Raw genomic sequence first — 25,486 nt, forward strand, 5'->3', positions numbered from 1 at the left:
GCATCGGCTCCTCGCCGGCCTCACGCCGCGACCGAGCGCACCCCTGAGTAATTACGTGGCGGCGCGTGGGTCCGTGGAATTGGTGGGTCGGTAGACACCAATACGACTGGCGCTTACTCTCTGCAGCAGATCGGTCGACCTGATATTGTATCTGCAATTCGTGTCAGACATCCTCGTCTTTAGATTATGGCGGCTTCCAGGCTGGCGCCGACTTTTCTCGACTTAACGTCGGTGGCTATAATATTCATTTTGGCGCAACGGCTGGATACGCGGAATCATCTGGATTTTCATCGACCAGGAATTCGACCAATTCATCCATAAATCCCGAACCAATTCGATCTAATTTTCAGGTTCCTTTCGTTGGCGCCTATGCTGTTGTGACAAAAGATCGGACGTTTGCCGATTTCCAAACACGTTGGGATTTCTTTCAAGGAAATATTAGCAACTCGACATTTGGATTGAATAACCAACCGCTGAATGCGCGCGCATTTTCATTCATAGCAAATGTCGGCCACCAGATACCTATTACTAGCGATTGGTTTGTCGAGCCGTCGGCTGGGATCATCTATTCGCGCGTCGGCGTCGATCGATTATCATCGTTCGGTTCATACGGCAATATTTACGCACAAATTCCAGGTCCAGCGAAAAATGCGGCTCCCTTTACTGCCAGAATTAGCGATTTCGACAGCATTCTGGGTCGCTTGAGCCTGAGAGTCGGCACAAATATCAAGTCCGGCGATGTTTTGCTGCAACCCTACTTCACCGGCAGCGTATATCACGAATTTGGCGATGCAATCACCACCAATGTCGTGACTGATATTGGTTTGGCAACGGCTAATGGTGGGCCGAGATTTGTCGACGGCGTCGGAACTATTCGGTCGAACCGCATCGGGACGTACGGCCAGGTCGCCTTAGGTCTCGCCGGTCAGATCCTGAACACCGGCTGGCAAGGTTACGTGCGGGGCGACTACCGCATCGGCGACCACATCGAGTCCTTCGGCGCCAGCGCCGGGATTCGCTACTCGTTCAATCCCGAGCCGAGCGCTGTCCGGACCGTCAAGAGCGAGGATGGCGGCCTGTTCGCCATTACGTCCGAAGAGGTCAACTGGACCGGCGTGACGGTCGGCGGTTCCGTCGGCGCGGTCTGGGATTTCACACGCCTCGCCTTCCCCACCGGCGGTTCACTCACCCAGCCGTCCGACACCACGACCTATCCCTACTCCCTGTCGTCGGCCCCCATCGCGCGCCCCCGTGCGGCGGGCCTCATCGTGGGCGGCGGCATCGGAGCGAACTACCAGTTCGGCAAATGGGTGGTCGGCGTCGAGGGCGATGCGAGCTGGGTCAACGCCCAGGGCGGGCGGGCTTGCCCCAATCGGGTCTATTACTCCTGCAAGACGCAGATCGACATGCTCTCGTTCGTGACCGGTCGCGTCGGCTACGCCTGGGGCCGCACGCTGTTCTACGGCAAGGGTGGTCTCGCCATCGCCGACGTCGCGGATTCCTTCCAGCAGAACAACACGTTCGGCCTGCCTCTCACGTCTCTCGCGTACAAGCCGGTCGGCAACGGCAGCGCGCGCGCGACCGTGCTGGGATGGGCCCTGGGTGCCGGGTTCGAGGTTGCGCTGACGAACAAGTGGTCGGCGAAGGCCGAGTACCTGCATTACGATCTCGAGGCGAACCGCGCCGCCTACAACGTGGCGGGTGTCGTCAGCCGCAACGAGCGCAACGGTGATCTGGTGCGAATCGGCCTGAATTACCGGTTCGGGTCGGCCCCCGTTGTGGCGTCGGCAGCGCCGATCGTCGCGAAATACTGAAACGTTCAGTGCATGCAGCCGAGGCGGTCCTCCGCGCTCGGCTGCTCTGTATGCGCGGTTTTGCAGTGCCAGCTGGATGCGGGGCCAACGGGGACGATCGATGCTGGTGGAAACCAAGCTGCCCGACGCTGGGCGTCAGACCACGACGTCCGAGAGCCCCTCCTCGGAGCGGAGAAGCCCGTTCTCAAGCTCGGAAGGCGGCCCGTTCGTTTCGCCCCTGGACGCCATTCATGAGTCGGCTCGGCTGCCGACCTCATCGCGGCGAGCCATCGTGGTCGTCGGCATGCACCGCAGCGGTACGTCCGCGCTCAGTGGCGCCCTGGGCATCTTCGGGGGCTGTCTGCCCAAATCCCTGCCCCCCCCGAATGAGTCAAACAAGAAAGGCTTCTTCGAATCGACGAAGATTCTCGAGTTTCATCATCGCCTTCTGCATTCTGTTGGAACGACCTGGTTCGATTGGTCAAAGATCCCAACTGCCTGGTACGAAACTGCGGAATGCGAACAGTTTCGCCACGAGTTGAAAGACATTATTGCAGCAGAGTTCGATTCCTCTGGAGCAATGATTATAAAAGATCCAAGAATTTGCAGAATTGTCCCGTTTTGGGCCTCCGTCCTTGACGATCTTTGCATTCAAACTGACTACATCTTGCCATTCCGCAATCCGATCGAGGTTGCTCGCTCGCTGCGGACGCGCAATCGTATCAACATGTACCAGAGCTATCTTCTCTGGTTACGACACCTGCTCGACGCCGAATATCACACCCGCGGGAGCAGGCGCTTGGTCGTGGATTACAGTGATCTGGTTCGAGACGAACGAGAAGTTCTTTCTCGCGTCCTGGAATCTCTCAACTGTGTTCTTCCGCGGCAGTCCGAAGCCGTATTCGGCGAGTTATCCACTTTCATCGACCCTGATCTCAGGTCTTCACACTGCGAGAAACAGTATTTGTCACAGAGGACTGATCTTAGTCCCTGGATGATTGAAACCTATAACTGCTACAGGCGCCTGGTCGAAGATCCCACGGACAGAGCTGCAATGGCGCGGCTAGACAGCGTGAGGCACGCCTTCGAGGAAGCCTGCGCCGTGTTCTCGCCGGCGTTCCACTCACAGCGCGGCTTTTTGACGACCAACAACGGCGTTGCACGTCAATCAAGCTCGCCCGCGCGATCCGTCTACCTGAAGCAAGCAGATGAAGTTTGGGTCATATTTAATGATCAGCGTTACCATGTTTCCGATGCAAATGTCTACATGGACTTGTTTGCGTCCAACATGATCCCACCAGAGGCTGAAAATATTTCAGATATCTCTCGGGGGCCCGACTTCAATCCAGGAACTTGCTTGGTTCGTTGCGAAAAATCAAATTTCATATATCTCGTCACCGGTGTTCCAGGATTGAGCTTGAGGAAACATCATATCGTTCACTACAAGACTTTCCTGCAACTTTGCTTCGATGAAAGCCGGTGCAGAACGGTGCCGGAGCTGGTGCTCGCTGGGATTGCGAACGGCGCAGCCATCATGGAGTGAGAAAGCTCCCGCACGTGCAGCACGACCTGGGCGCTCTGCGATCGGACGGTAAGCAAAGGCGGCGCTGGCAGCAGGGGACATTGAACGGGAAGAGACCTGCGAAAACCGTCCGATGATCGCTCGACGAACGGCTGGCAGGCTCGGCAAGGGCGGCGGCGAACCCTCAATTCTCCCCGCCCTTCCAGACTCGTCTCAGCGCGGCGCCGATGGCGCAGGTGGGCAACCGCCGGGCAGGCGTCACAACGCGTGGCAATGCAGACCGCTCCCGGAGCGGCAGAAGGATTGGTTTGCCGGCCTGGAGAGCGCCTTCCGGGCTTAGGAAGCGCGCCGCGCGAAGCGCCGCTCGACCATGCCCGCACCCTCGTCCTGCACCACCTACGGTCGGATGCGAGGTCGTGCTCCATCCCTGCCCGCATGCTTCGCCATGCCCTGAGGCTTTTCCGGGTCAGGTCTGCATGCCGTATCGCGCACGCACCAAGGGCAAGGACGAGCGCGACGTGCTCGCACGTCGAAGGACGGTTTCGGCCTGGATATTCCACGTCGAAATTCCACGTCATGGACGGTCAGGCACGCTCGTCCTGAAGCGCGCGCACGACCAGCGCCGAGGCCGAGGTGCGATTCTCGACGCCCAGCTTGGCATAGATCTGCTCGAGGTGCTTGGTGACCGTGCGGGGGCTGAGAGACAGGATCTCGCCGATGTCGCGGCTGGCCTTGCCGCGGGAGACCCAGAGCAGCACCTCGGCTTCACGGTGGGTCAGGCCGAGCAACCGGCGCAGGCGCTCGATCTCGTCGCCGGCTTCGACGTTGAGGCGCAGCAGCACCTCGTCGCTGCCGACGCCGCCGATGCGGCTGAGCTGGAGGCGTCGGCCGTCGCCGCCCGGCAAGGTGAGGGGGCCGTCGGCATCGCTGCGCAACCACGCCGACGCGGCGGGCGGCAGCATGGTGTCGCCGCCGGCCGGATCGAGACTGCCGGGACCGAGGTTGCGCAGCAACCTCGCCGCCTGGGGCGTGCACCAGCGGATCACCCCGTCGGCGTCGACCGCGAACAGGAAGCGCCCGGCGCTGTCGAGAGCGAGGCGCGCGCTCTGGGAGGCCCGCGCATTCGCCAGGTGGACGCGGATCCGCGCCAGGATCTCGCCCGCCGAGATCGGCTTGGTGACGTAGTCGACGCCGCCGGCCCCCAGGCCGCGCACGACGTGCTCGGTTTCCGACAAGCCGGTCATGAAGATCACCGGAACGTGGGCGAGCGCCGCGTCGGCCTTGAGGCGGCGGCAGGTTTCGAACCCATCGAGGCCCGGCATCACCGCGTCGAGCAGGATGATGTCCGGCGTGATCTCCCGCACCACCGCCAGCGCGGCCCCGCCCGAGACCGCGACCAGCACGGTGGCGCCCGTCGCCTCAATGGCCGCGGTGAGGAAGCTCAGCGTCTCGGGCGAGTCGTCGACCACCAGCACGACGTCGCGGCCAGGCTCAGGCATCGCCGCGCCTCCCTTCGCTCGCCGCTGCGAGCGTGGCCGGTTCCAGGGCCGCCGGTTCCGGCATGGCCGATTCCAGAACCGCCGATTCCAGAACGGCCATGTAGCGGGGCAGGTCGTAGGCCTGCACGAGGCCGCGCAGCTCGGCCAGAAAGGGCTCGGGCGTCTCCGCCTCGATCTCGGCGAGCTTCGCCTCGATGCCCCGGACATGGCCTATGCGCCCGAGCCGGAGCAGTTCGGCGACTTCGTCGGGACGCGCCCGACGCGGCTTGGGCCCGGCGGCCGGCGGGGCGACGCTCGTCCATTCGAGGCCGAGCAGGGCCTGGATGCGGGCGAGCAGGTCGCGCAGGTCGAAGGGCTTGGCGATCATCGCGTCGTGCGGCGCGTCCTCGCCCCGCACCGGGCTGATCTCGTGCGCGTTCGCCGACATCATGGCGATGCGGGCAGGACCGTGGCCGGCGGCGCGCAAACCCCGGGCGAGTTCCCAGCCGGTCATGCCCGGCATCGCGATGTCGAGGAGGAAGAGGTCCGGCCGGCACTCCGCCGCGAGGTCGAGGCAGGTCGGCCCGTCGGCGGCCGAGAGCAGGGTGAACCCCAGGGGGCTGAGGATCTCGCGCATCAGCTCGCGGTGGGCCGGATCGTCGTCGACCACGAAGATCGTGCGCCGGCGCCCGGCATAGCCGGTGACCGGCGCCTCGACCGGGGCAGTGCGGACGGGCTCGCCGAGAGAGGACAGCATCAGCCGCAGGCGGAACGTGCTGCCGCGCCCGAGCTCGCTCGCGACCGCGATCTCCCCGCCCATGACCTGGGCCAGGAGATGCGCGATGGTGAGCCCGAGCCCGGTGCCGGGGGTGGCGGCGGCGGCGGGCAGCGAGCCGCGCACGAACGGCTCGAAGATCCGTTGGCGATCGGCCTCCGGGATGCCGGTGCCGGTATCGGTCACGGCGAACTCGGCGATCTGGCTGCGATAGGTCAGGGTGAGCCCGACCTCGCCCCGGGCCGTGAACTTGATCGCGTTCGAGATCAGGTTGAGCAGGATCTGGCGCAGGCGCTTCTCGTCGGTGGCGACGAGGGCCGGCAGGCTCCGGGGCCGATCGAAGCGGAAGGCGAGCCCCGCCGCCTCGGCCTGGGGCCGGCACATGTCGACGATCTGATCGAGGAACTCGGGCAGCCGCACCTCGTCGCGGTGGAGCTGGAGCCGGCCCGCCTCCATGCGCGAGATGTCGAGGAGCCCGTCGATCAGCCCCGAGAGATGCTCGGCGCTGCGGCGGATCACCCGCAGCCCGGCCTGGCGCTGGGGCGGGATGGCGGGGTCCGCCTCGAGGAGCTGGGCGTAGCCGAGCACGGCGTTGAGCGGCGTGCGCAGCTCGTGGCTCAGTCCCGTCACGTAGCGGCTCTTGGCGAGGTTGGCGGCCTCGGCCGCCTCCTTGGCCTTCTGCAGCTTGGCGTCGGTGACCTTGTGGGCGGCGATCTCGGCCCGGTGGAGCGCGGTCTGGCGGGCACTCTCCTCCTGCGCGACGCGGCGGCTCTCCTGCGCCAGCACGAACAGCCAGGCCACCACCCCGAAGATCACCGCCATGATGAAGAACACTGCCTGGAGCGCCTGGGCCAGCACGGCGCGATGCTCCGGCGGGCGGTGCGCGGCCTCGGCGTAGATGGCGCCCAGGATCAGACCGGCGGTGCAGCAGAGCGCCAGCATCACCCCGGCATAGCGTCCGAGCCGCGAATCGACGAGGGACGCGGCGCGGGCCGGCAGCAGGCGCCCGGCGACGCGCTTGGCTTGGGATCCCAGCCGCGCATGCGGCTTGCAGAGGTCGCCGCAGCGCGCATCGAGGGAGCAGCACAGCGAGCAGATCGGCACCCCGTAGGCGGGGCAATGGGCCATGTCCTCGTGCTCGAAACCGTGCTCGCACACCCCGCAGGTGATCTCGGCCCGATGGCGCCAGTGCCGCCGCGGCCGGCGCGCGAGGTAGTAGCGCCCACCCGTCGCCCAAGCGATGAGCGGGGCCGCCGCGAAGGCGGTGGCCAATGCCACGAAGGCCGCGAAGGCCTGCGGCACCTCGCCGAACAGGCCTGCATGGGCGAGGCCTGCGACGAGGCAGGCGAGCGCCATCGCGCCGGTCCCGACCGGGTTCACGTCGTAGAGGTGGGCGCGCTTGAACTCGATGCCCGGCGGCGACAGGCCGAGCGGCTTGTTGACCGCGAGATCCGCGACGAGCGCCCCGATCCAGGCCGCCGCCACGAGGGCGTAGACTCCCAGCGTCCGCTCCAGGGTCTTGTAGACGCCGAGCTCCATCAGCAGCAGCGCGATGGCGACGTTGAAGACGAGCCAGACCACGCGCCCCGGATGGCTGTGGGTCAGGCGCGAGAAGAAGTTCGACCACGCGATCGAGCCCGCATAGGCGTTGGTCACGTTGATCTTGAGCTGCGAGAGCACGACGAACAGGGTGGTGAGCGCGACGGCGGCGCCGGACGCCGACACGACGTAGCCGAAGGCGACCGCGTACATCTGCGTCGGCTCGCTGGCGCGCTCCGGCGGCACGCCGTGGGAAAGAGCCAGGACGGCGAGGAACGAGCCGAGCAGGATCTTGAGGACGCCCGGCACGATCCAGCCCGCCCCCGCCCCCAGCACGGCGCTCCACCAGCGCCAGCGCCGGCCCGGCTCCGGCGGCGGCACGAAGCGCAGGAAATCCACCTGCTCGCCGATCTGCGCGATGAGCGCGAACAGGATCCCGCAGGCCGAGCCGTAGAGAAGGAGGTCGAAGCCCCGGCCCCGCTCGCCGGACAGGCCGGCATGGGCGATCCAGGCGTCGAGCGGCGCGTCCGCGTAGGCCGCGATGCACGCGATCGGCAGGAGGTTCAGCGCGAGCCAGACCGGCTGCGTCACGAGCTGGAACCGGCTGATCAGCGCGATGCCGTAGGTGACCAGCGGGATCACCGCCAGGGCGCTGACGAGATAGCCGACGGCGAGCGGCAGCCCGAAGCCGAGCTCGAGGGCGAGCGCCAGGATGGCGGCCTCGATGGCGAAGAACAGGTAGGTGAAGCTCGCGTAGATGAGTGAGGTGATCGTCGAGCCGATATAGCCGAAGCCCGCCCCCCGCGTGAGCAGGTCGACGTCCAGCCCGTGGCGGGCGGCGTAGGCGCTCACCGGCACGCCGGTGAGGAAGATCACCAGCCCGACGGTGAGCACGGCCCACAGCGTGTTGGTGAAGCCGCTCGACAGGATCAGGGTGCCGCCGATCGCCTCCAGTGCCAGGAAGGCGACCGAGCCGAGCGCCGTCTGGGCGACCCGCCAGCCCGACCAGCGCCGGGCGCGCTTCGCCGTGAAACGCAGCGCGAAGTCTTCCAGGGTCTCGTTCGCGACCCACTGGTTGTACTCGCGGCGGACCGGGATGATGCGCTGTCGTCCGGGCATGAGCCTCCGTGTCGCCCCCGCTGCGGCGCAGTATCCGGCACCCGTCCCGGCGCCGCGACCCGAAATACCGTTCTGCGCTCCCCTTCCGCGCGACGCACGCCTTCCGCGCGGCGCACGGGAGCGCATGATCCTGTGCGGCTTCGGGCCAGCGCGGAATACGTAAAAACGCGTATATGCTGCGGCGCAAAACGCCACCTAGCCTGAGATCCGAACGCGGCGGGACCGACCCGGAGAGGGCGCCCGAGCGGGACGACAGGAGAGGGCGATGGCTGGGAACGAGCGGGGCCTTGCAGGCGATCTTGGCCTCGAATCGGCGTTGCGGCGTCGGCTGCTGATGGGTCTCGCGGCGGTGCCGGCCGCATCCCTCCTGCCGCGCCTCGCGCAGGCGGCAGGGCCGCCGACCGCGTCCGTCAACACCACCGGCCTCGCGGTGACGGACACCGAGGTGACGGTCGGCATCCTGCACTCGGTCACCGGCACGATGGCGATCTCCGAGACCGGGGCGCAGCAGGCGGAGAAGCTTGCGATCGAGGAGATCAACGCCGCCGGCGGCGTGCTCGGCCGCAAGATCAAGGTGATCCAGGAGGACGGCGCCTCCGACTGGCCGACCTTCGCCGAGAAGGCGAAGAAGCTCCTCGTCAATGACAAGTGCGCCGCCGTGATGGGCTGCTGGACCTCGGCCTCGCGCAAGGCGGTGCTGCCGGTGTTCGAGCAATATAACGGCATGCTGTACTATCCGACCTTCTACGAGGGGCTGGAAGAATCGAAGAACGTCATCTATACCGGCCAGGAAGCGACGCAGCAGATCCTGGCCAGCCTCGACTGGGTGGCGAAGGAGAAGGACGCCAAGACGTTCTTCTTCATCGGCTCCGATTACATCTGGCCGCGCACCTCGAACAAGATCGCCCGCAAGCACGTCGAGAACGTGCTGAAGGGCAAGGTCGTCGGCGAGGAGTACTTCCCGCTCGGCCATACCCAGTTCAATTCCGTCATCAACAAGATCAAGCTGACGAAGCCCAACGTGATCTTCACCGACGTGGTCGGCGGCTCGAACGTGGCGTTCTACAAGCAGCTCAAGGCGGCCGGCATCGATTTGTCGAAGCAGGTGCTGATGACGATCTCCGTCACCGAGGACGAGATCGACGGCATCGGCGGCGAGAACATCGCAGGCGCCTATGCCTGCATGAAGTACTTCCAGTCGCTCAAGAACCCGAACAACGAGAAGTTCGTCGCCGCCTTCAAGAAGATGTGGGGCGAGAAGACGGTGATCGGCGACGTGACGCAGGCCGCCTATCTCGGCCCCTACCTGTGGAAGCTCACCGCCGAGAAGGCCGGCTCGTTCGACGTCGACAAGATTGCGGCGGCCTCGGCCGGTGTCGAGTTCAAGAGCGCGCCGGAGGGCTACGTGAAGATCCACCCCAACCATCACCTGTGGTCGAAGACCCGGGTCGGCAAGGCGCTGCCGAACGGCCAGTTCGAGGTGGTCTACGAGAGCCCCGACCTCATCGAGCCGAACCCCTTCCCGAAGGGCTACCAGTAGGACACGAACCCTCCCCCTCCGCGGGGGATGGTGCCCGGCGAAGGCCGGGCGGGAGAGGGAAACCACGTTCCCGGATGAGGCGAACCCGTTCTGAGGGGCGCTTCCTGGATCGGCGTCGCGATCCCCTCTCCCGGCTCGCTCCGCTCGCCACCCTCCCCCGCTGAGGGGGGGGTTCGCGTCGGCTCTCTCATCGCCGGCGCACAGCACTCGATTGAACCTCCTGCCGGAGCTCCCGCCCATGTTCGGTGAATACTCGCTCGGCGACCTCGGCGCGATCTTCGCCATGCAGGGCTTCGCCGGCCTGATCCTGTTCTCGGTCTACGTGCTGATGGCGCTCGGCCTCGCGATCATCTTTGGCCAGATGGGCGTCATCAACATGGCGCATGGCGAGTTCATGATCCTCGGCGCCTACGTCACCTATCTGTGCTCGGGCTTCTTCCAGGCTCACTTGCCGGGCATCTTCCCCGCTTACTTCTTCCTCGCGATGGCGCTGGCCTTCGTGGCGGCGGGCCTGCTCGGGATGGTGGTCGAGTGGGCACTGATCCGCCACCTCTACAAGCGGCCGCTCGACACGCTGCTCGCCACCTGGGGCCTGTCGCTGATCCTGCAGCAGGCCTACCGGTCGATCTTCGGCGCCCGCGAGGTCGGCGTCGAACTGCCGTCCTGGATGATGGGCTCGGTGCAGGCGACCGATACGATCGAGATCCCGATCAACGGCCTGTTCGTGATGGCGATCACCGTGCTGATCACCCTCGCAGTCGCGGGCCTGCTGTTCGCGTCGCGATACGGCAAGCAGGTCCGGGCTGTGATGCAGAACCGGGTGATGGCCGGCGCCGTCGGCATCGACACGGGACGGGTCGACCGCCTCACCTTCGGCCTCGGCTGCGGCATTGCCGGGGTCGCCGGCTCGGCCTTCACGATGATCGGCTCGACCGGGCCGACCTCGGGCCAGCTCTACATCGTCGACACCTTCCTGATCGTGGTCTTCGGCGGCGCCGCCAGCCTGCTCGGCACCATCGCGTCGGCCTTCTCGATCTCGCAGACCCAGTCGACGCTCGAATTCTTCCTCTCCGGCTCGACCGCGAAAGTCATCACCCTGCTCGCCGTCGTGGCAATCCTGATGCTGCGGCCGCAAGGCCTCTTCACCCTCAAGGTCCGGCGCTGAGGAGTCCGACGCATGAAACTCCCGACCCTCAACGACAACCCGTTCATGAAGCCGGTGGAATGGATGGCGCTCGCCCTCCTGTGCGGCCTGATCTTCTGCGTCCTGCCGCTCGCCCTCGACGGGTTCCGGCTCAATCTGGTGGGCAAGTACCTCACCTACGCCTTCGTCGCGCTGGGCCTCGTCATCTGCTGGGGCTATTGCGGGATCCTGTCGCTCGGCCAGGGCGTGTTCTTCGGCCTCGGCGGCTACTGCATGGCGATGTACCTCAAGCTCGAGGCCTCGTCGGTGGAGAATACGAAGATCCAGTCGACGCCGGGCATCCCGGACTTCATGGACTGGAACCAGATCACGGCGCTGCCGTGGTTCTGGGCCCCGTTCAAGAGCCTGCCGCTGACGCTGATCGCGGTCGTGCTGGTGCCGACGCTGTTCGCCTTCGTCATCGGCGCGGCGATGTTCAAGCGCCGGGTCGGCGGCACCTACTTCGCGATCATCACCCAGGCGATCGCCGCGATCCTGACCATCCTGATCGTCGGCCAGCAGGGCTATACCGGCGGCATCAACGGCATCACCGACCTGCGCACGCTCCACGGCTGGGACATCCGCACCGACGCGGCCAAGACCATCCTCTACTTCGTCAATGGCGGGCTCCTCGTCGCCTGCGTGCTGGTGGCGCAATACGTCAAGCGCTCGAAGCTCGGCCGCATCCTGGTCGCCATGCGCGACAAGGAGGACCGGGTCCGCTTCTCCGGCTACGGCGTCGCGAGCTTCAAGATCTTCGCCTTCTGCCTCGCCGCGGCCTTCGCGGCGATCGGGGGGGCGATGTTCACCCTCCAGGTCGGCTTCATGTCGCCGTCCTTCGTCGGCATCGTGCCGTCGATCGAGATGGTGATCTACGCCGCGGTCGGCGGACGTCTGTCGCTGTTCGGCGCGATCTACGGCACGCTGCTGGTCAACTGGGCCAAGACAACCTTCTCCGAATCCTTCCCCGAACTGTGGCTGTTCGGCCTCGGCGCCCTGTTCATCGCGGTCGTGCTCGCCTTCCCCAACGGGCTCGCCGGAGTGTGGCGCCAGCACGTCGAGCCGCGGCTGACCCGCCGCCCGAAAGCCGCCAGCCCCGCCGCGCTGCCCCAGGGCGCCCCCGCCGAGTGAGGATTGTTTCGATGAACGCAGCCATCCTCCCCGGTGCGACCGCGGGCGACAGGGATTTCCTCCTCGCGGTCGAGGCCCTGACCGTCTCCTTCGACGGGTTCAAGGCGGTCAACGACGTGTCGTTCTACGTCGATCCGGACGAGATCCGGGTCATCATCGGCCCCAACGGCGCCGGCAAGACCACGGTGCTCGACCTGATCTGCGGCCGCACCCGGGCGACCTCCGGCTCGATCAAGTACAAGGGCACCGAACTGACCAAGCTCTCGGAGAGCGCCATCGTCCAGGCCGGGGTCGGGCGCAAGTTCCAGACGCCCTCGATCTACGACGACCTGACGGTGTTCGAGAACCTCGAGATCTCGTTCCCGCGCGGGCGCAGCGTGCTCGGCGCCCTGATGTTCAAGCGCGACGCCGAGGTGCGTGACCGCATCCACGAGATCGCCGAGATGATCTTCCTGAAGGATCAGCTCGACAGGCGGGCGGAGTTCCTCAGTCACGGCCAGAAGCAATGGCTCGAGATCGGCATGCTGCTGATTCAGGACCCGGAGCTCCTGATGCTCGACGAGCCGGTGGCCGGGATGAGCGTCGCCGAGCGCAAGAAGACCGCCGAGTTGCTGCACCAGATCATCAAGGGCCGCTCGGTGCTCGTGATCGAGCACGACATGAAGTTCGTCGAGGACATCGCCCACCGGGTCACGGTGCTGCATCAGGGCAAGGTCCTGTCCGAGGGCTCGATGGAGCGCGTCAAGACCGACCCGAAGGTGGTCGAAGTCTATCTCGGGCATTGAGGGGAGGCACCGCCATGCTCCAGACCGTTCCCGCCTCCGCGCCCGTCGCGGCGCCGGGCGCCGCCCCGATGCTCGCCGTCACCGACCTCCACGCCGCCTACGGCCAGAGCGAGGTGCTGCACGGCATCGACCTCACCGTGGCGCCCGGCGAGATCGTCGCCGTGATGGGCCGCAACGGCATGGGCAAGTCGACCCTGATGCGGACCCTGATGGGCATCCTGCCGGCCCGCGGCGGCACGATACGGGTCGACGGCCACGACGTGACGGCGTTGAAGAGCCACCAGCGCGTCGCCCGGGGCCTCGCCTACGTGCCGCAGGGCCGGATGATCTTCTCCGCCATGACGGTGCAGGAGAACATCGAGACCGGGCTGACCGTCACCGGCGAGTCCAAGGTGCCGGGCGACCTCTACGCGATGTTCCCGGTGCTCCTGGAGATGAAGGGCCGGCGCGGCGGCAACCTGTCGGGCGGCCAGCAGCAGCAGCTCGCCATCGCCCGGGCGCTGGCCAGCCGGCCGAAGGTGCTGCTCCTCGACGAGCCGACCGAGGGCATCCAGCCCTCGATCATCCGCGAGATGGGCCGGACGCTCAAGAAGATCCGGGACGAGCGCGGACTCTCGATCGTCGTCTCCGAGCAGGTGCTCAGCTTCGCACTTGATATTGCCGACCGAGTGCTGGTGATCGAGAACGGATCGATCGTCCACGAGGACCTGCGCGCCGACGTCGATGAGGCAACGGTCGCCCGCTACCTGTCGGTTTGAAGGGGGCACAATGGTCGATTACCGGATCTTCGAGCTCGGCGACTTCGTGCTCCAGTGCAGGAAGACGCTTCGCAAGGCCAGGCTGGCCTACAAGACCTACGGCACCCTCAATGCGGACAAGAGCAACGCGATCGTCTACCCAACGTGGTATTCGGGGCAGCATTACGAGAACGAGTGGCTGATCGGGCCCGGCAAGGCGCTCGATCCGGACAAGTATTTCATCATCATCCCGAACATGTTCGGCAACGGGCTGTCGTCGTCGCCGAGCAACACACCGGCGCCGTGGAACGGGCCGCGCTTCCCGAACGTGACCGCCTACGACAACGTGCGGGCGCAGCACCGGCTGGTCACCGAACTGTTCGGCATCGACAAGCTCGCTCTCGTCACCGGCTGGTCGATGGGCGCGCTCCAAACCTATCACTGGGCGGCGATGTATCCGGACATGGTTCCGCGCATCCTGCCGTTCCAGGGCTCGGCCAAGTGCTCGCGGCACAACTTCGTCTTCCTGGAAGGGGCGAAGGCGGCGCTCCAGGCCGACGCCGCCTTCGCGGACGGCTGGTACGCCAGCCCGCCGACCAAGGGGTTGCGCGCCTTCGGGCGCGTCTATGCCGGCTGGGGCCTGTCGCAGACCTTCTACCGGATCGAGGCCGATCTGACCCATATGGGCTACGCCTCGCTGGAGGATTTCCTGGTCGGGTTCTGGGAAGGGCTGTTCTACACCCGCGACGCCAACAACCTGCTGGCGATGCTGTGGACCTGGCAGAACGGCGACATCAGCGCCAACGAGATCTTCAACGGCGACTTCAAGGCGGCGCTCGGGGCGATCAAGGCCGACGCGATCCTGATGCCGGCCTCGACCGACCTGTACTTTCCACCCGAGGACAACGCGATCGAGGCCGCCGCGATGCCGAAGGCGGACCTTCGGGTCATCGACACCTGGTGGGGCCACTTCGCCGGCGGCCCGGGCACCAGCCCGGACGACATCGCGGTCCTCGACGCCGCGCTCAAGGAATTGCTGGCGCGCTGACGCCGCCCGCTCCGCATCCGGCGGCGCCATCCGCCGGCTCAACACCCGCTCCATGGCGAAAGGGAAACGCATGCCCGAGACGTTGATCAAGGTCGACCTGACGCAGTCGGCCTACGAGAACGACATGGTGCACAACCGCTGGCACCCGGACATCCCGATGGTCGCCTACGTGAAGCCGGGCCAAGACTTCATCGTCGAGACCTACGACTGGACCGGCGGGTTCATCAAGAACAACGACTCGGCCGACGACGTGCGCGACATCGACCTGTCGATCGTGCACTTCCTGTCCGGCCCGATCGGCGTCGAGGGCGCCGAGCCCGGCGACCTCCTGGTGGTCGACCTCCTCGACATCGGCGCCAAGCCGGACTCGCAATGGGGCTTCAACGGCTTCTTCTCGAAGCAGAACGGCGGCGGCTTCCTCACCGACCACTTCCCGCTGGCCCAGAAGTCGATCTGGGACTTCGAGGGGATGTTCACCAAGTCGCGCCACGTGCCGGGCGTGCGCTTTCCCGGCCTGATCCATCCCGGCCTGATCGGCTGCCTGCCCGACCCGAAGCTGCTGGCGACCTGGAACGAGCGCGAGACCGCGCTGATCGCCACCAACCCGACCCGGGTGCCGGGACTGGCCAACCCGCCCTTCGGCCCGACCGCCCATATGGGCCGGCTGTCCGGCGCCGCGAAGGACAAGGCGGCGGCGGAGGGCGCCCGCACCGTCCCGCCGCGGGAGCACGGCGGCAATTGCGACATCAAGGACCTGTCGCGCGGCTCGAAGATCTACTTCCCGGTCTACGTCCCGGGCGCCGGCCTCTCGATGGGCGACCTGCATTTCAGCCAGGGCGACGGCGAGATCACCTTCTGCGGCGCGATCGAGATGGCCGGCTGGGTCCACCTCAAGGTCGAGGTCATCAAGGACGGCATGGCGAAGTACGGGATCAAGAACCCGATCTTCAAGCCGTCGCCGATCGTCCCGCGCTTCGACGACCATCTGATCTTCGAGGGCATCTCGGTCGACGAGAGCGGCGGCCAGCACTACCTCGACGTGACGGTGGCCTACCGCCAGGCCTGCCTCAACGCGATCGAGTACCTGAAGAAGTTCGGCTATTCCGGCGCCCAGGCCTACTCGATCCTCGGTACCGCGCCGGTGCAGGGTCACATCTCGGGCGTCGTCGACGTGCCGAACGCCTGCGCGACCCTGTGGCTGCCGACCGGCATCTTCGACTTCGACATCAACCCGAGCGCCGCGGGACCGACGCAGTACCTCGACGGCTCGGTCCAGATGCCGATCTCGCCGGACAAGTAGCATGCCGGTCTACGACTATTCCTGCGAGTCCTGCGGCCCGTTCACGGTGCTGCGCCCGATGGCGCAGTTCCGCGATCCCCACGACTGCCCGGATTGCGGCGGGCGTTGCGAGCGCGCCTTCCTCACCGCGCCGCGCCTGTCGGGCATGGATGCGGGGCTGAAGGCGGCCCACGCCACCAACGAGCGCAGCCGCCACGCGCCCAGGCGCAGTCACGGCGCCGGCTGCGGCTGCTGCGCGCCGAAGAAGACCGCGGCGGCCCCGGCCGCCGCCAAGGGCTTCCCGGCCGCGCGGCCGTGGATGATCAGCCACTGAGGGAGGCGGTGGGGCTCCTCTCCCCGCCTCATCTCGCAGGGCCGTTCACGGACGGAACAAGGGTGCGGAACGCCGGCCTCCCCCGCCCGGGAGAGGGGATCCGGAGGTGTGACCGGCGCGACGTCCTGCCCCGGACGCCGCCGGGCCGCCCTGCGCCCGCGAGACGCACCGAAGCCAGACACGCCCACCATCCTCGCCAGGGAGACACGCCATGCATCACGGCGACATTTCCAGCAGCCACGACAGCGTCGGCGTCGCAGTCGTCAACTACAAGATGCCGCGCCTGCACACCAAGGCCGAGGTCATCGCCAACTGCCACAAGATCGCCGACATGGTGGTCGGTATGAAGGCCGGCCTGCCGGGCATGGACCTCGTGGTCTTCCCCGAATACTCGACGCACGGCATCATGTACGACGCCGCCGAGATGTACGACACCGCCTCGACCATCCCCGGCGAGGAGACGGCGATCTTCGCCGAGGCGTGCCGCAAGGCGAAGGTGTGGGGCGTGTTCTCCCTCACAGGCGAGCGGCACGAGGAGCACCCGCACAAGGCGCCCTACAACACCCTGATCCTGATGAACGACCAGGGCGAGATCGTGCAGAAGTACCGCAAGATCATGCCGTGGGTGCCGATCGAGGGCTGGTACCCGGGCGACTGCACCTACGTCTCCGACGGGCCGAAGGGGCTGAAGGTCAGCCTGATCATCTGCGACGACGGCAACTACCCGGAGATCTGGCGCGACTGCGCCATGCGCGGCGCCGAACTCATCATCCGCTGCCAGGGCTACATGTACCCGGCCAAGGAGCAGCAGATCCTGATGTCGAAGGCGATGGCCTTCGCCAACAACGTCTACGTGGCGGTGGCGAACGCCTCCGGCTTCGACGGGGTCTACACCTATTTCGGCCACTCGGCGCTCATCGGCTTCGACGGACGCACCCTCGGCGAGTGCGGCGAGGAGGAGATGGGCATCCAGTACGCCGCGTTGTCGAAGTTCCTGATCCGCGACGCGCGCCAGCACTGGCAGTCGGAGAATCACCTCTTCAAGCTGCTCCACCGCGGCTACACCGGCATGATCAACTCCCGCGAGGAGCGGCACGGGATGTCGGCCTGTCCCTACGACTTCTACCGCCGCTGGATCGAGGACCCCGACGGGACCCGCGACGCGGTGCGCGGCATCACCCGCGCGAGCGTGGGCACGCCCGAATGCCCCATCGAGGGCATCCCGATCGTAGGTGAGGGCACGGCGGCGCACCGTTAGCCGCGCCGTCCGACCTCTCTCCCCCGTGCGGGGAGAGAGACGTGCGACCCTCTCGTCAAACGTCTCAGGCTCCCGTGCTCGCCGACTACCTCATCCGTCACGAACCCTACTACCACCCGGTCGGCGACGAGGTCGCGCTGTTCGCGGCGGCCTGCGCGGCGCGGCTGCCGATGATCCTCAAGGGGCCGACCGGCTGCGGCAAGACCCGCTTCCTGGAGCACATGGCCTGGCGGCTGCGCCGCCCGCTCGTCACCATCGCCTGCCACGAGGACATGAGTGCGCCCGACCTCGTCGGGCGCTGGCTGCTCGATGCGGGGGGCACCGTCTGGCACGACGGGCCGCTCACCCGCGCCGTGCGCCACGGGGCGCTGTGCTACCTCGACGAGGTGGTGGAGGCGCGCTCCGACACCCTGGTCGCGATCCACCCGCTCACCGACGCGCGGCGGATGCTGCCGCTGGAGCGCAGCGGCGAGGTGGTGCCGGCCCATCCCGACTTCCTCCTCGTGGTCTCCTACAACCCCGGCTACCAGGCGCTGCAGAAGGACCTGAAGGAATCGACGAAGCAGCGCTTCGGGGCGCTCGCCTTCACCTATCCGGAGCCGGACGCCGAGGCCGCGATCGTGGCGCACGAGTCGGGCGTGGACGAGATCTGCGCCCGCCGCCTCGTACGGGTCGGCGCGGCGTCGCGGGCGCTCGTCGCAGAGGGCCTGACCGAGGGCGCCTCGACCCGGATGCTGATCCATGCCGGACGCCTGATCGCGGGCGGCATCGGCTTCGCGTCCGCCTGCGCGCTCGCCGTCGCGACGCCCCTGACCGACGATCCGGCCCTGCGCGATGCGCTCGCCGCGGCCGTCGCCGCGCAGGTGCCGTGAGCCGGGAGGGCGAGCGACGGCGCGCGGCGCTCCTGCGGGCCGTGTGGGGCCGCGCCCGCCCGCTCGCGACGCTTCCCCCGCCGGAGCCGGGCGGTCCCCCGCAGCGTCCGAGCTTCGACGAGGACGGGATCCGGCTGCCGCACGGACCGGCGCCGGCGCGGGCCGCCGACGACCGCCTCGCCGAGGCGAGCCTCGCCCATATCGGCGCCCACCTCGCCCACGGCGTCGGGCGCTTCGCGGCCGGCACCCTGCGGCCCGCGCAGGTCGCCCTCGTGTCGCTGATCGAGGACGCCCGGGTCGAGGCCCTGGCGTTGCGCGAGCGGCCGGGCCTGCGCCGGCTCTGGCTGCCCTTCCACGCCGCCGAGCCCGGTATCCTGCGCACCGCACCGGCCCTGATGGCACGACTGTCGCGCGCGCTGCTCGATCCCGATGCCGACGACCCGGACGCCTTCGTGGCGCGGGGCCGGACGCTCTTCTTCGCCGATCCCGCCGCCTGGACCGATCCGGGCTTCAGCCGCCGCGTCGGCGACCGGCTCGGCAACGACCTCGGCCAGATGCGCGTGCCGTTCAGCCCGCGCTCCTACCTCGTCGAGCCGGCCTACCGCGACGACCATGCCGGCCTGTGGGAGCAGGCCGAGCGGGAGGCCGCGAGCCGCACGGAGCCACGGCCGGGCGATTCCGCCGCGACCGCCCGCGCCGCCAAGGCCGAGACGCAGCCCGAGCCCACGGTCCGTATCTGGCGCTATCCCGAGTGGGACCACCGTATCCGCTGTGCCCGGCCGGACTGGGCGAGCGTGCACGAGGAGGAGCCGCCGGCCTCCGCCGCCCCGCCGGTCCCGCCCGATCCGCACCTCGACAGGACCTTGCGCCTCCTGCGCAGGCCTCGCGCGATCAAGCTGAAGCGGCAGCTCGACGGCGACGATCTCGACCTCGCCGCGGCGATCGATGCCATCGTCCCGTTACGCTCCGGCCGCCGGCCCGAGCCACGCCTGTACACCCGGATCCAGCATCGCGCGGTGTCGGTCCCGGTGCTTCTCCTCATGGACGCCTCGCTCTCGACGGCCGACCCGGCACCGGGCGGCGGCCGCCTGATCGATGCGGCCCGCGAGATCGCCCAACTCCTCGTCGATTCTCTCCGACGCTTGCACCTCCCCTTGGCGGTCATGGCCTTCCGCTCGGCAGGGCGGCACGACGTTCGCGCAACCTGGATCAAGCGATGGACCGATTCCCCGGACATCGCCGCCGAGCGACTGGCCGCACTCGAGCCCGGCGGCTCGACGCGCCTGGGCGCCGCCCTGAGGCATGCCGGCCGCGCCCTTCCGCCGGGCCCGAGCCTGATGCTCGTCCTGACGGACGGTGAGCCCTCCGATATCGACATTCACGATCCGGCCTATCTCGTCGCAGATGCTCGGGAGGCTCGCTCGACGCTCACGCGTCAGGGCGTCGTCGTGCTCGGCCTCGCCTTGGCTCAGGCGCAGCTGGGCGCACTCGCTCGGATCTGCACCCCGGCACGGTGCATCGTCGTCCGAGATGATCCACATCTATGGCGTCGCATCACACATGTGTTTTAAGTTCTTATGCTGAATCTCAGCAAGGAATTAGCGCTCATTAGCCTGAGGCAAGCTTGAGGTCGTTGAGCATGGTCGGAGGAGATCCGGCCATGTCGCAGAGTGGTGATGCCCTGACGGACGAGTCAGTGGGAGCATCTCGAGCGGTTGGCGCCGGGGACCGGAAAGGTCCACGCAGAGCGCGGGCGGATAATCGGCGATTTCTCGACGCGCTCCTGTGGATGGTCCGATCGGGCGGTCGCCGGACAGATCTTCTTGGATCGTCTTGGCAAGACCGATACATTCAAGCGGCGTTACTGCGGCGGGATTTCTCGTGGTGTTCTGGACGAGATGTGATCTGCCCGGGCGCAGGAGACGAGCTGGACTGGCTGATGCTGGATCGGACGATTGTCCGGGCTCGCAGGCAGATTGCGGGCGCACGCGAGGTCAAAGGGGGGCGGATGCCCGGGGCCTGGGTCGGTGACGCCGCGGCCTGACGACGACGATCCACGCGGCCACGGATGTCTTGGCGTGCCGGTGCCGTTGATCGTGAACCGCTCCGAGTTTCCCGGCGGCTCCAACCTCCGAGAGGATGGAGCCATGACGAAGCGAACGGCCCTGTTTTCCCCTGAGATGCGCGAAGCCTCGGCGGATTTTGCCAGGGCGGAGCCCGCAGCGATCGCGATCCTTCACGTCCTGCTCGGCGCCCGCCGCGCGGGCGCCATGGCCTGACCGGCCGCCGAGAAGAATCCTTCTGCCGGTCCACCAGGACTCGCACGCCTGTTCCAACAAACGCCAAGATAAAAATAATCTCGTCTCGTTGACGATTCCGATCGACAACGACAAGATCAAGATCTCGCGAAAGGTCAGGCGCGGCGAATGATTGCGCCATCAACCCATGAGGCCGGCATGACGTCACTCAACGAATACTTGGTGGAGAAGCGCGCGGCCGTGGCGGCGCGGGAGGCGCGGATCGAGGCCGGGAGCCTGGAGGCGGTGCCGCTCTCCGCACAGGTCGGCGTCGAGGGCCGCAGCGGCGTGCGCCGGATCCGGATCCGCGACCATCAGGTCGTCACCGACTCACCGCCGGACTTCGCCGGCTACGATCTCGGACCCGGCTCGCCGGAGCTGCAGCTCGGCATCCTCGGCAGCTGCCTCGCCCATTCCTACCTGATTCAGGCCGCGCGCCTCGGCGTGCCCCTCGACTCGATCGACGTCGCGGTGAGCGGGCAGCTCGACCCGAGGGCCGGGCGGCCTGGCTTCGAGGCGGTACCGGTCAGCCCGCACGACCTCGCCTACACTGTGCGAATCGTCTCGCCGGCCTCCCGCGAGGCGGTGGCGCACCTCGAAGCCGAGGTCGACCGCGCTTGCCCGATCCTCAATCTGCTGCGCGCGCCGCAAGCCGTGCGCGGCACGGTCGAGCACCGCGCCCCCGAAGCGCCCGCCCGCGCTGCCTGACACTCCCCCCTCGAAGCGCCCCCGGACGATGACGCTCCCCACGCTCTCCCACACCCGCCGCCGCTTCCTCGCCCGCGCCGGCACCCTCGGCCTCGCGACGCCGCTCGGCCTCCTCGGCTCGCCCTCCTCCGCCGGGCTCCTGCCCGTGCCGGCTCTCGGCGATGCGCCGATCTGCCGGGTCGCGGCCGAGGGGCCGGCGCCGGGCGGCGCGGCGCGCCCGATCAAGCTCGCCTGGAACGCCTCGGCGATCTGCACCGCCGCGGCCCCTGTCGCCAAGGAGAGCGGGGTGTTCGCCCGGCACGGGCTCGCGGTCGAGTTCGTCAATTTCGGCGGCTCGACGGAGCAGCTGCTGGAGGCGATCGCCACGGGCAAGGCGGATGCCGGCATCGGCATGGCGCTGCGCTGGCTCAAGCCCCTGGAGCAGGGCTTCGACGTCAAGGTCACGGCCGGCATCCACGGCGGCTGCATGCGGCTCTTGGGCGCCCGATCTGCCGGGGCGACCAGCCTGGACGCGCTGAAGGGCAAGGTGATCGCGGTGAGCGACCAGGCCTCGCCGGCCAAGAACTTCTTCGGCCTGCTGCTGGCCAAGCGCGGCATCGATCCCGAGCGCGACGTCGAGTGGCGGGTCTACCCCCTCGATCTCCTCGCACTCGCGGTCGAGAAGGGCGAGGCCCAGGCGCTCGCCGACAGCGACCCGCGCACCTTCCTGTGGATGAAGGACACCCGCCTGACGGAGGTCGCCAACAACCTCTCGGCCGAGTACCACGACCGCACCTGCTGCATCCTGGCCCTGCGGGGCGCGCTGGTGCGCGACGAGCGCCCGGTGGCCGCCGCCCTGACCCGGGCGCTGCTCGAGGCCGGCACCCGGGTCGCCCACGATCCCGACTATGCCGCCAAGGTCTATGCCGGCTACGGCGGCAAGGGCTCGGTCGAGGACCTCGCCGCGATGCTGCGCAGCCACACCCATCACCACCATCCCCTCGGGGCCGAGCTCAAGCAGCAGATCGCCGCCTATGTCGACGAGCTGAAGACCGTGAAGGTGATCCGCGCCCGCACCGACGCAAGGCAATTCGCCGAGCGCGTCTATGCCGACGTCCTGAGCTGAGGTGCCCGTGAGCGACATCGCCCTCGTCCGCGCGGACGGCGCCGTCCGGCGCCCCGCCTTCCTCCCCGCCCTGGCCTCCGTCGCGGCGGCCGCCGCCTGGATCGGGCTCTCCGCCCTCGTGGCTCTGCCGCCCGACCTCGGCGATTTCGGGTTCACCCGCGAGCTCGCCATCGGCTTCGCGGGATTCGGCGCGCTCCTCCTGGCGGCCGGCTTCCTGCACCCCGGCGAGGCCGGCCTCGTCCGGCGCATCCAGGGCTGGTCGCCCTGGCTCGTCGTGCTCGCCGGCCTCCTCGGCCTGTGGGAGCTGGCGACCGCCAAGCGCGCCTGGCTGCCGATGCCGTTCTTCCCGCCGCCGCAGGCGATCCTGGAGGTCTTCGTCGAGGATTACGCGCGGCTCGCCGACAGCGTCTGGCACTCCTTGCGCCTGCTCGCGGGCGGCTACGCCCTCGGGGCGCTCGCCGGCTTCACCCTCGGCGTGGCGATCGGCTGGTCGCGGAACGTCGGCTACTGGGTGCACCCGGTTCTGCGCTTCGTCGGCCCGCTGCCGGCGACCGCCTGGCTGCCCCTCGCCTTCTTCGTCTTTCCGTCGAGCGGCGCCGCCTCGACCTTCCTCGTCGCGCTCGCCACCGGCTTTCCGGTCACGGTGCTGACCTGGTCGGGCATCGCCGGTGTCAACAAGGCCTATTACGACGTGGCGCGGACGCTGGGCGCCCGCGAGGGCTTCCTGATCCTCAAGGTGGCCATCCCGGCGGCCCTGCCGCACGTCTTCGTCGGCCTGTTCATGGGGCTCGGCAGCTCCTTCGCGGTGCTGGTGGTGGCCGAGATGCTGGGCGTGAAGGCCGGCCTCGGCTGGTACCTGCAATGGGCGCAAGGCTGGGCGGCCTACGCCAACATGTACGCGGCGCTCGCCGTCATGGCCCTGGCCTGCTCGGGCCTGATCACCCTGCTGTTCCGGGTGCGCGACCGTCTCCTGTCCTGGCAGAAGGGCCTCGTCCAATGGTAGCCGGCCTGATCGCGCCGTCTCGGGCGCCCGACTCCGTCCCGGCGGGGGTTCCCGCGCCGGTCCGCGGCGCCGCCCTCTCGCTGCGCGACGTGCACCATGCCTTCGCGCTGAGGAAGGCACCGCTCCCGGTCCTCGACGGCGTCTCGTTCGACGTCGAGCCCGGCGCCTTCGTGGCCCTGCTCGGGCCCTCGGGCTGCGGGAAGTCGACGCTCCTGCGCCTCGTCGCCGGGCTCGAGCCGCCGAACGAGGGCCGGATCGCCGTCGACGGCGCTCCCTTGCGCGGCCCGCACCCGTCCCGCGGCCTCGTGTTCCAGGACCCGACACTCTATCCCTGGCGAAGCGTCATCGGCAACGTCGCGGTCGGCCCGGAGGCCCGCGGTCGAGCGCGAGCGGAAAGCGGGCGCGTCGAGGAGGCGCTGGCCCTCGTCGGGCTCTCCGGCTTCTCGGACGCCTTCCCGCACCAGCTCTCGGGGGGCATGGCGCAGCGGGTGGCGCTCGCCCGGGCCCTGGTCAACGCGCCGCCTCTGCTGCTGCTCGACGAGCCCCTGGGCAAGCTCGACTCGCTCACCCGCCTGACGATGCAGGCCGAGCTGGTGCGGCTGTGGCAGGACAAGGGCTTCACCGCCCTGCTGGTGACCCACGACGTCGAGGAAGCCCTGATGCTGGCGCAGCGCATCCTCGTCTTCTCGGATCGCCCGGCCCGGATCCGGGCGGACATCGCGTGCGACCGGCCCTATCCGCGCCACCGGGAGGATCCCGGGGTCGTCGCCGACCGTCGGGCCATCCTGGACCTTCTCGGCACCGCCTGAGGCCGGGCCGGACCCCGGCTCGATCCCCCTGGTCCGGACCGGATCAGCGGACCGGAGGCGCCCAGATCCCGAGAGCAGAGGTGTCGACGGCGCGCGGCAGCAGTCCCTCGGCGCGGAACGCGTCGGCGATCGTCTGCTGCTCGGAGAGGCCTTCCCGGGTCACGGGCTCGACCCGGTAGCTGCGATGGGCGTTGGCCTGCAGGACGATGTCGGGCTCGAGCTTCCAGAGCGCGGCGAGCCGCGCGGCGGCCTCGGCCGGGTTCGCCTTCACCCAGGCGCCGGTCTGCGCGAGCTTGGCGAAGAGGAGACCGAGCACCGGCCCGTTCGCCGCCACGTAGGAATCGGCAGCGAGGTAGTAGCGCTTGTAGAGCGACAGCCCGCTCCCGTCGCGCAGGATGCGCGCACCCGCCTGCCGCTGCGCCGCGGTCAGAAACGGATCCCAGGCCGCCCAGGCCTCGACTCCGCCGCTCTCCAGCGCGGCCCGCCCGTCGGCCGGGCTCAAGTAGGCCGGCACGATGCTCCGGAAGGACAGCCCGGCCTCCTTGAGGGCGGCGAGGACCAGGAAGTGGTTGCCCGCCCCCTTGGTGACCGCGATCCGCTTGCCCCTCAGGTCGGCCACGGAGCGCGCCGGCGAATCCTTCGGCACGAGGATCGCCTGCGCCTCGGGCGAGGCCGCCTCCTGGGCGAGGTAGGTGATGCGCGCGCCGGCCGCCTGCGCGAAGACCGGCACCGTATCGGCGACGTCGGCCGAGACGTCGATCGACCCGGCATTCAGCGCCTCCATGATCGGCAGGCCGCTGGTGAATTCGTGCCAGGACAGGCCGACGCCGTGCGCCGACAGCGCCTGTTCCAGGCTCCCGTCCTGGCGCAGCAGCGCGATGAGCGTCGAGGAGCGCTGGTAGCCGATGCGGAGCGTCGTGGCGGCGCGCGCGCTGCGGCTCAGGACGGCCGAGGCCGCAAGGCCCGCGAGCAGGGTTCGGCGGGAGGTCGGCATCGGATCGGATCCTCGGATGATGGTGGAATGACGCGGAAGGACCCGCGCCACCAGGGCAGGATGACGATACCGATAGATCACGATGAGTTCGGCGTGCAAGGAACCACGGGTGGGATTCCCCCGCGTTTCCGACAGTTCTGGCGAGATATTCCGACCTCGGCGACGTGAGCGGCACCT

The 25,486-nt window shown here is 68.1% G+C and carries 21 protein-coding genes; 18 read left to right on the forward strand and 3 right to left on the reverse strand.

Features of this window, described 5'->3' with window-relative positions; genetic code table 11:
• Positions 1-149: 149 nt before the first annotated feature.
• Together MFF64_RS12490 and MFF64_RS12495 are read left to right on the forward strand one after the other, a co-directional pair.
• Positions 150-1,814: an outer membrane beta-barrel protein gene (locus MFF64_RS12490; RefSeq protein ID WP_238191140.1), complete on the forward strand. Its 1,665-nt coding sequence runs from the start codon at positions 150-152 to the stop codon at positions 1,812-1,814.
• A 100-nt stretch (positions 1,815-1,914) separates the two neighbouring features.
• Positions 1,915-3,336, forward strand: a complete 1,422-nt coding sequence (locus MFF64_RS12495; RefSeq protein WP_238190985.1) for a sulfotransferase family protein — start codon at positions 1,915-1,917, stop codon at positions 3,334-3,336.
• Positions 3,337-3,899: 563 nt separating this feature from the next.
• On the opposite strand, the gene MFF64_RS12500 is transcribed toward MFF64_RS12495, so the two are convergent.
• Both MFF64_RS12500 and MFF64_RS12505 read right to left on the reverse strand, forming a co-directional pair.
• Entirely contained in the window at positions 3,900-4,814 is a 915-nt protein-coding gene (locus MFF64_RS12500) for a response regulator transcription factor (protein WP_099902731.1), read from the reverse strand.
• Positions 4,807-8,226 (reverse strand): ATP-binding protein, encoded by a 3,420-nt coding sequence (locus tag MFF64_RS12505; RefSeq protein WP_238190987.1) that lies wholly within the window; start codon positions 8,224-8,226, stop codon positions 4,807-4,809. Before MFF64_RS12505 ends, MFF64_RS12500 begins: the two co-directional genes overlap by 8 nt.
• A 265-nt stretch (positions 8,227-8,491) precedes the next feature.
• Between MFF64_RS12505 and urtA the strand changes: the two genes are divergently transcribed.
• The 16 genes from urtA (at position 8,492) to MFF64_RS12585 (ending at position 24,315) form a co-directional block, all read left to right on the forward strand.
• Entirely contained in the window at positions 8,492-9,766 is a 1,275-nt protein-coding gene (urtA, locus tag MFF64_RS12510) for an urea ABC transporter substrate-binding protein (RefSeq protein ID WP_099903118.1), read from the forward strand.
• 238 nt (positions 9,767-10,004) lie between these two features.
• Positions 10,005-10,931: an urea ABC transporter permease subunit UrtB gene (urtB, locus tag MFF64_RS12515; RefSeq protein ID WP_099903116.1), complete on the forward strand. Its 927-nt coding sequence runs from the start codon at positions 10,005-10,007 to the stop codon at positions 10,929-10,931.
• A gap of 12 nt (positions 10,932-10,943) precedes the next feature.
• A complete protein-coding gene (gene urtC, locus MFF64_RS12520) occupies positions 10,944-12,080 on the forward strand; it encodes an urea ABC transporter permease subunit UrtC (protein WP_238190989.1) in 1,137 nt (378 codons plus the stop codon).
• 11 nt (positions 12,081-12,091) lie between these two features.
• Positions 12,092-12,865 carry an urea ABC transporter ATP-binding protein UrtD gene (urtD, locus tag MFF64_RS12525; protein WP_238190991.1) on the forward strand — a complete coding sequence of 258 codons (774 nt, stop codon included), beginning with the start codon at positions 12,092-12,094 and terminating at the stop codon, positions 12,863-12,865.
• A gap of 14 nt (positions 12,866-12,879) precedes the next feature.
• Positions 12,880-13,623: an urea ABC transporter ATP-binding subunit UrtE gene (urtE, locus tag MFF64_RS12530; RefSeq protein ID WP_238190993.1), complete on the forward strand. Its 744-nt coding sequence runs from the start codon at positions 12,880-12,882 to the stop codon at positions 13,621-13,623.
• Between the two features lie 10 nt (positions 13,624-13,633).
• Positions 13,634-14,650 carry an alpha/beta fold hydrolase gene (locus MFF64_RS12535; protein ID WP_238190995.1) on the forward strand — a complete coding sequence of 339 codons (1,017 nt, stop codon included), beginning with the start codon at positions 13,634-13,636 and terminating at the stop codon, positions 14,648-14,650.
• A gap of 70 nt (positions 14,651-14,720) precedes the next feature.
• Positions 14,721-15,950 carry a formamidase gene (gene fmdA / locus MFF64_RS12540; RefSeq protein WP_238190996.1) on the forward strand — a complete coding sequence of 410 codons (1,230 nt, stop codon included), beginning with the start codon at positions 14,721-14,723 and terminating at the stop codon, positions 15,948-15,950.
• A 1-nt stretch (position 15,951) separates the two neighbouring features.
• Complete coding sequence (locus MFF64_RS12545) at positions 15,952-16,263, forward strand: FmdB family zinc ribbon protein (RefSeq protein WP_238190999.1); 312 nt, start codon at positions 15,952-15,954, stop codon at positions 16,261-16,263.
• 211 nt (positions 16,264-16,474) lie between these two features.
• Positions 16,475-17,521 (forward strand): aliphatic amidase, encoded by a 1,047-nt coding sequence (locus tag MFF64_RS12550; protein WP_238191000.1) that lies wholly within the window; start codon positions 16,475-16,477, stop codon positions 17,519-17,521.
• A gap of 41 nt (positions 17,522-17,562) precedes the next feature.
• Positions 17,563-18,393, forward strand: a complete 831-nt coding sequence (locus tag MFF64_RS12555; RefSeq protein ID WP_438823068.1) for a CbbQ/NirQ/NorQ/GpvN family protein — start codon at positions 17,563-17,565, stop codon at positions 18,391-18,393.
• A complete protein-coding gene (locus MFF64_RS12560) occupies positions 18,390-19,964 on the forward strand; it encodes a nitric oxide reductase activation protein NorD (RefSeq protein ID WP_238191003.1) in 1,575 nt (524 codons plus the stop codon). The genes MFF64_RS12555 and MFF64_RS12560 overlap by 4 nt, the downstream gene beginning before the upstream one ends.
• Positions 19,965-20,540: 576 nt before the next feature.
• Positions 20,541-20,672 (forward strand): hypothetical protein, encoded by a 132-nt coding sequence (locus tag MFF64_RS37835; protein WP_273557150.1) that lies wholly within the window; start codon positions 20,541-20,543, stop codon positions 20,670-20,672.
• Between the two features lie 177 nt (positions 20,673-20,849).
• Positions 20,850-21,398 (forward strand): OsmC family protein, encoded by a 549-nt coding sequence (locus MFF64_RS12570; protein ID WP_238191004.1) that lies wholly within the window; start codon positions 20,850-20,852, stop codon positions 21,396-21,398.
• Entirely contained in the window at positions 21,391-22,503 is a 1,113-nt protein-coding gene (locus MFF64_RS12575) for an ABC transporter substrate-binding protein (RefSeq protein ID WP_438823069.1), read from the forward strand. The genes MFF64_RS12570 and MFF64_RS12575 overlap by 8 nt, the downstream gene beginning before the upstream one ends.
• Positions 22,504-22,519: 16 nt before the next feature.
• Positions 22,520-23,506: an ABC transporter permease gene (locus MFF64_RS12580; RefSeq protein WP_438823070.1), complete on the forward strand. Its 987-nt coding sequence runs from the start codon at positions 22,520-22,522 to the stop codon at positions 23,504-23,506.
• Entirely contained in the window at positions 23,500-24,315 is an 816-nt protein-coding gene (locus MFF64_RS12585; RefSeq protein ID WP_238191010.1) for an ABC transporter ATP-binding protein, read from the forward strand. Before MFF64_RS12580 ends, MFF64_RS12585 begins: the two co-directional genes overlap by 7 nt.
• Positions 24,316-24,358: 43 nt before the next feature.
• Here the strand turns inward: MFF64_RS12585 and MFF64_RS12590 are convergent, their stop codons facing one another.
• The gene (locus MFF64_RS12590; RefSeq protein ID WP_238191012.1) at positions 24,359-25,309 is read right to left on the reverse strand and encodes an aliphatic sulfonate ABC transporter substrate-binding protein; all 951 of its coding nucleotides are present in this window, start codon (positions 25,307-25,309) and stop codon (positions 24,359-24,361) included.
• Between the last annotated feature and the right edge of the window lie 177 nt (positions 25,310-25,486).

The sequence above is a fragment of the Methylobacterium frigidaeris genome (genome assembly GCF_022179185.1).
Taxonomy (GTDB): Bacteria; Pseudomonadota; Alphaproteobacteria; order Rhizobiales; family Beijerinckiaceae; genus Methylobacterium; species Methylobacterium frigidaeris.

Excerpts from the sequence above, each read along its gene's own strand:
- MFF64_RS12550 (WP_238191000.1), top strand. The coding sequence starts at position 16,475 with ATGCATCACGGCGACATTTCCAGCAGCCACGACAGCGTCGGCGTCGCA.
- urtA (WP_099903118.1), top strand. The coding sequence starts at position 8,492 with ATGGCTGGGAACGAGCGGGGCCTTGCAGGCGATCTTGGCCTCGAATCG.
- urtC (WP_238190989.1), top strand. The coding sequence starts at position 10,944 with ATGAAACTCCCGACCCTCAACGACAACCCGTTCATGAAGCCGGTGGAA.
- urtD (WP_238190991.1), top strand. The coding sequence starts at position 12,092 with ATGAACGCAGCCATCCTCCCCGGTGCGACCGCGGGCGACAGGGATTTC.
- urtB (WP_099903116.1), top strand. The coding sequence starts at position 10,005 with ATGTTCGGTGAATACTCGCTCGGCGACCTCGGCGCGATCTTCGCCATG.
- fmdA (WP_238190996.1), top strand. The coding sequence starts at position 14,721 with ATGCCCGAGACGTTGATCAAGGTCGACCTGACGCAGTCGGCCTACGAG.
- MFF64_RS12545 (WP_238190999.1), top strand. The coding sequence starts at position 15,952 with ATGCCGGTCTACGACTATTCCTGCGAGTCCTGCGGCCCGTTCACGGTG.
- MFF64_RS12590 (WP_238191012.1), bottom strand. The coding sequence starts at position 25,309 with ATGCCGACCTCCCGCCGAACCCTGCTCGCGGGCCTTGCGGCCTCGGCC.
- MFF64_RS12570 (WP_238191004.1), top strand. The coding sequence starts at position 20,850 with ATGACGTCACTCAACGAATACTTGGTGGAGAAGCGCGCGGCCGTGGCG.
- MFF64_RS12505 (WP_238190987.1), bottom strand. The coding sequence starts at position 8,226 with ATGCCCGGACGACAGCGCATCATCCCGGTCCGCCGCGAGTACAACCAG.
- MFF64_RS12500 (WP_099902731.1), bottom strand. The coding sequence starts at position 4,814 with ATGCCTGAGCCTGGCCGCGACGTCGTGCTGGTGGTCGACGACTCGCCC.
- MFF64_RS12495 (WP_238190985.1), top strand. The coding sequence starts at position 1,915 with ATGCTGGTGGAAACCAAGCTGCCCGACGCTGGGCGTCAGACCACGACG.
- MFF64_RS12585 (WP_238191010.1), top strand. The coding sequence starts at position 23,500 with ATGGTAGCCGGCCTGATCGCGCCGTCTCGGGCGCCCGACTCCGTCCCG.
- MFF64_RS12535 (WP_238190995.1), top strand. The coding sequence starts at position 13,634 with ATGGTCGATTACCGGATCTTCGAGCTCGGCGACTTCGTGCTCCAGTGC.
- MFF64_RS37835 (WP_273557150.1), top strand. The coding sequence starts at position 20,541 with ATGACGAAGCGAACGGCCCTGTTTTCCCCTGAGATGCGCGAAGCCTCG.
- urtE (WP_238190993.1), top strand. The coding sequence starts at position 12,880 with ATGCTCCAGACCGTTCCCGCCTCCGCGCCCGTCGCGGCGCCGGGCGCC.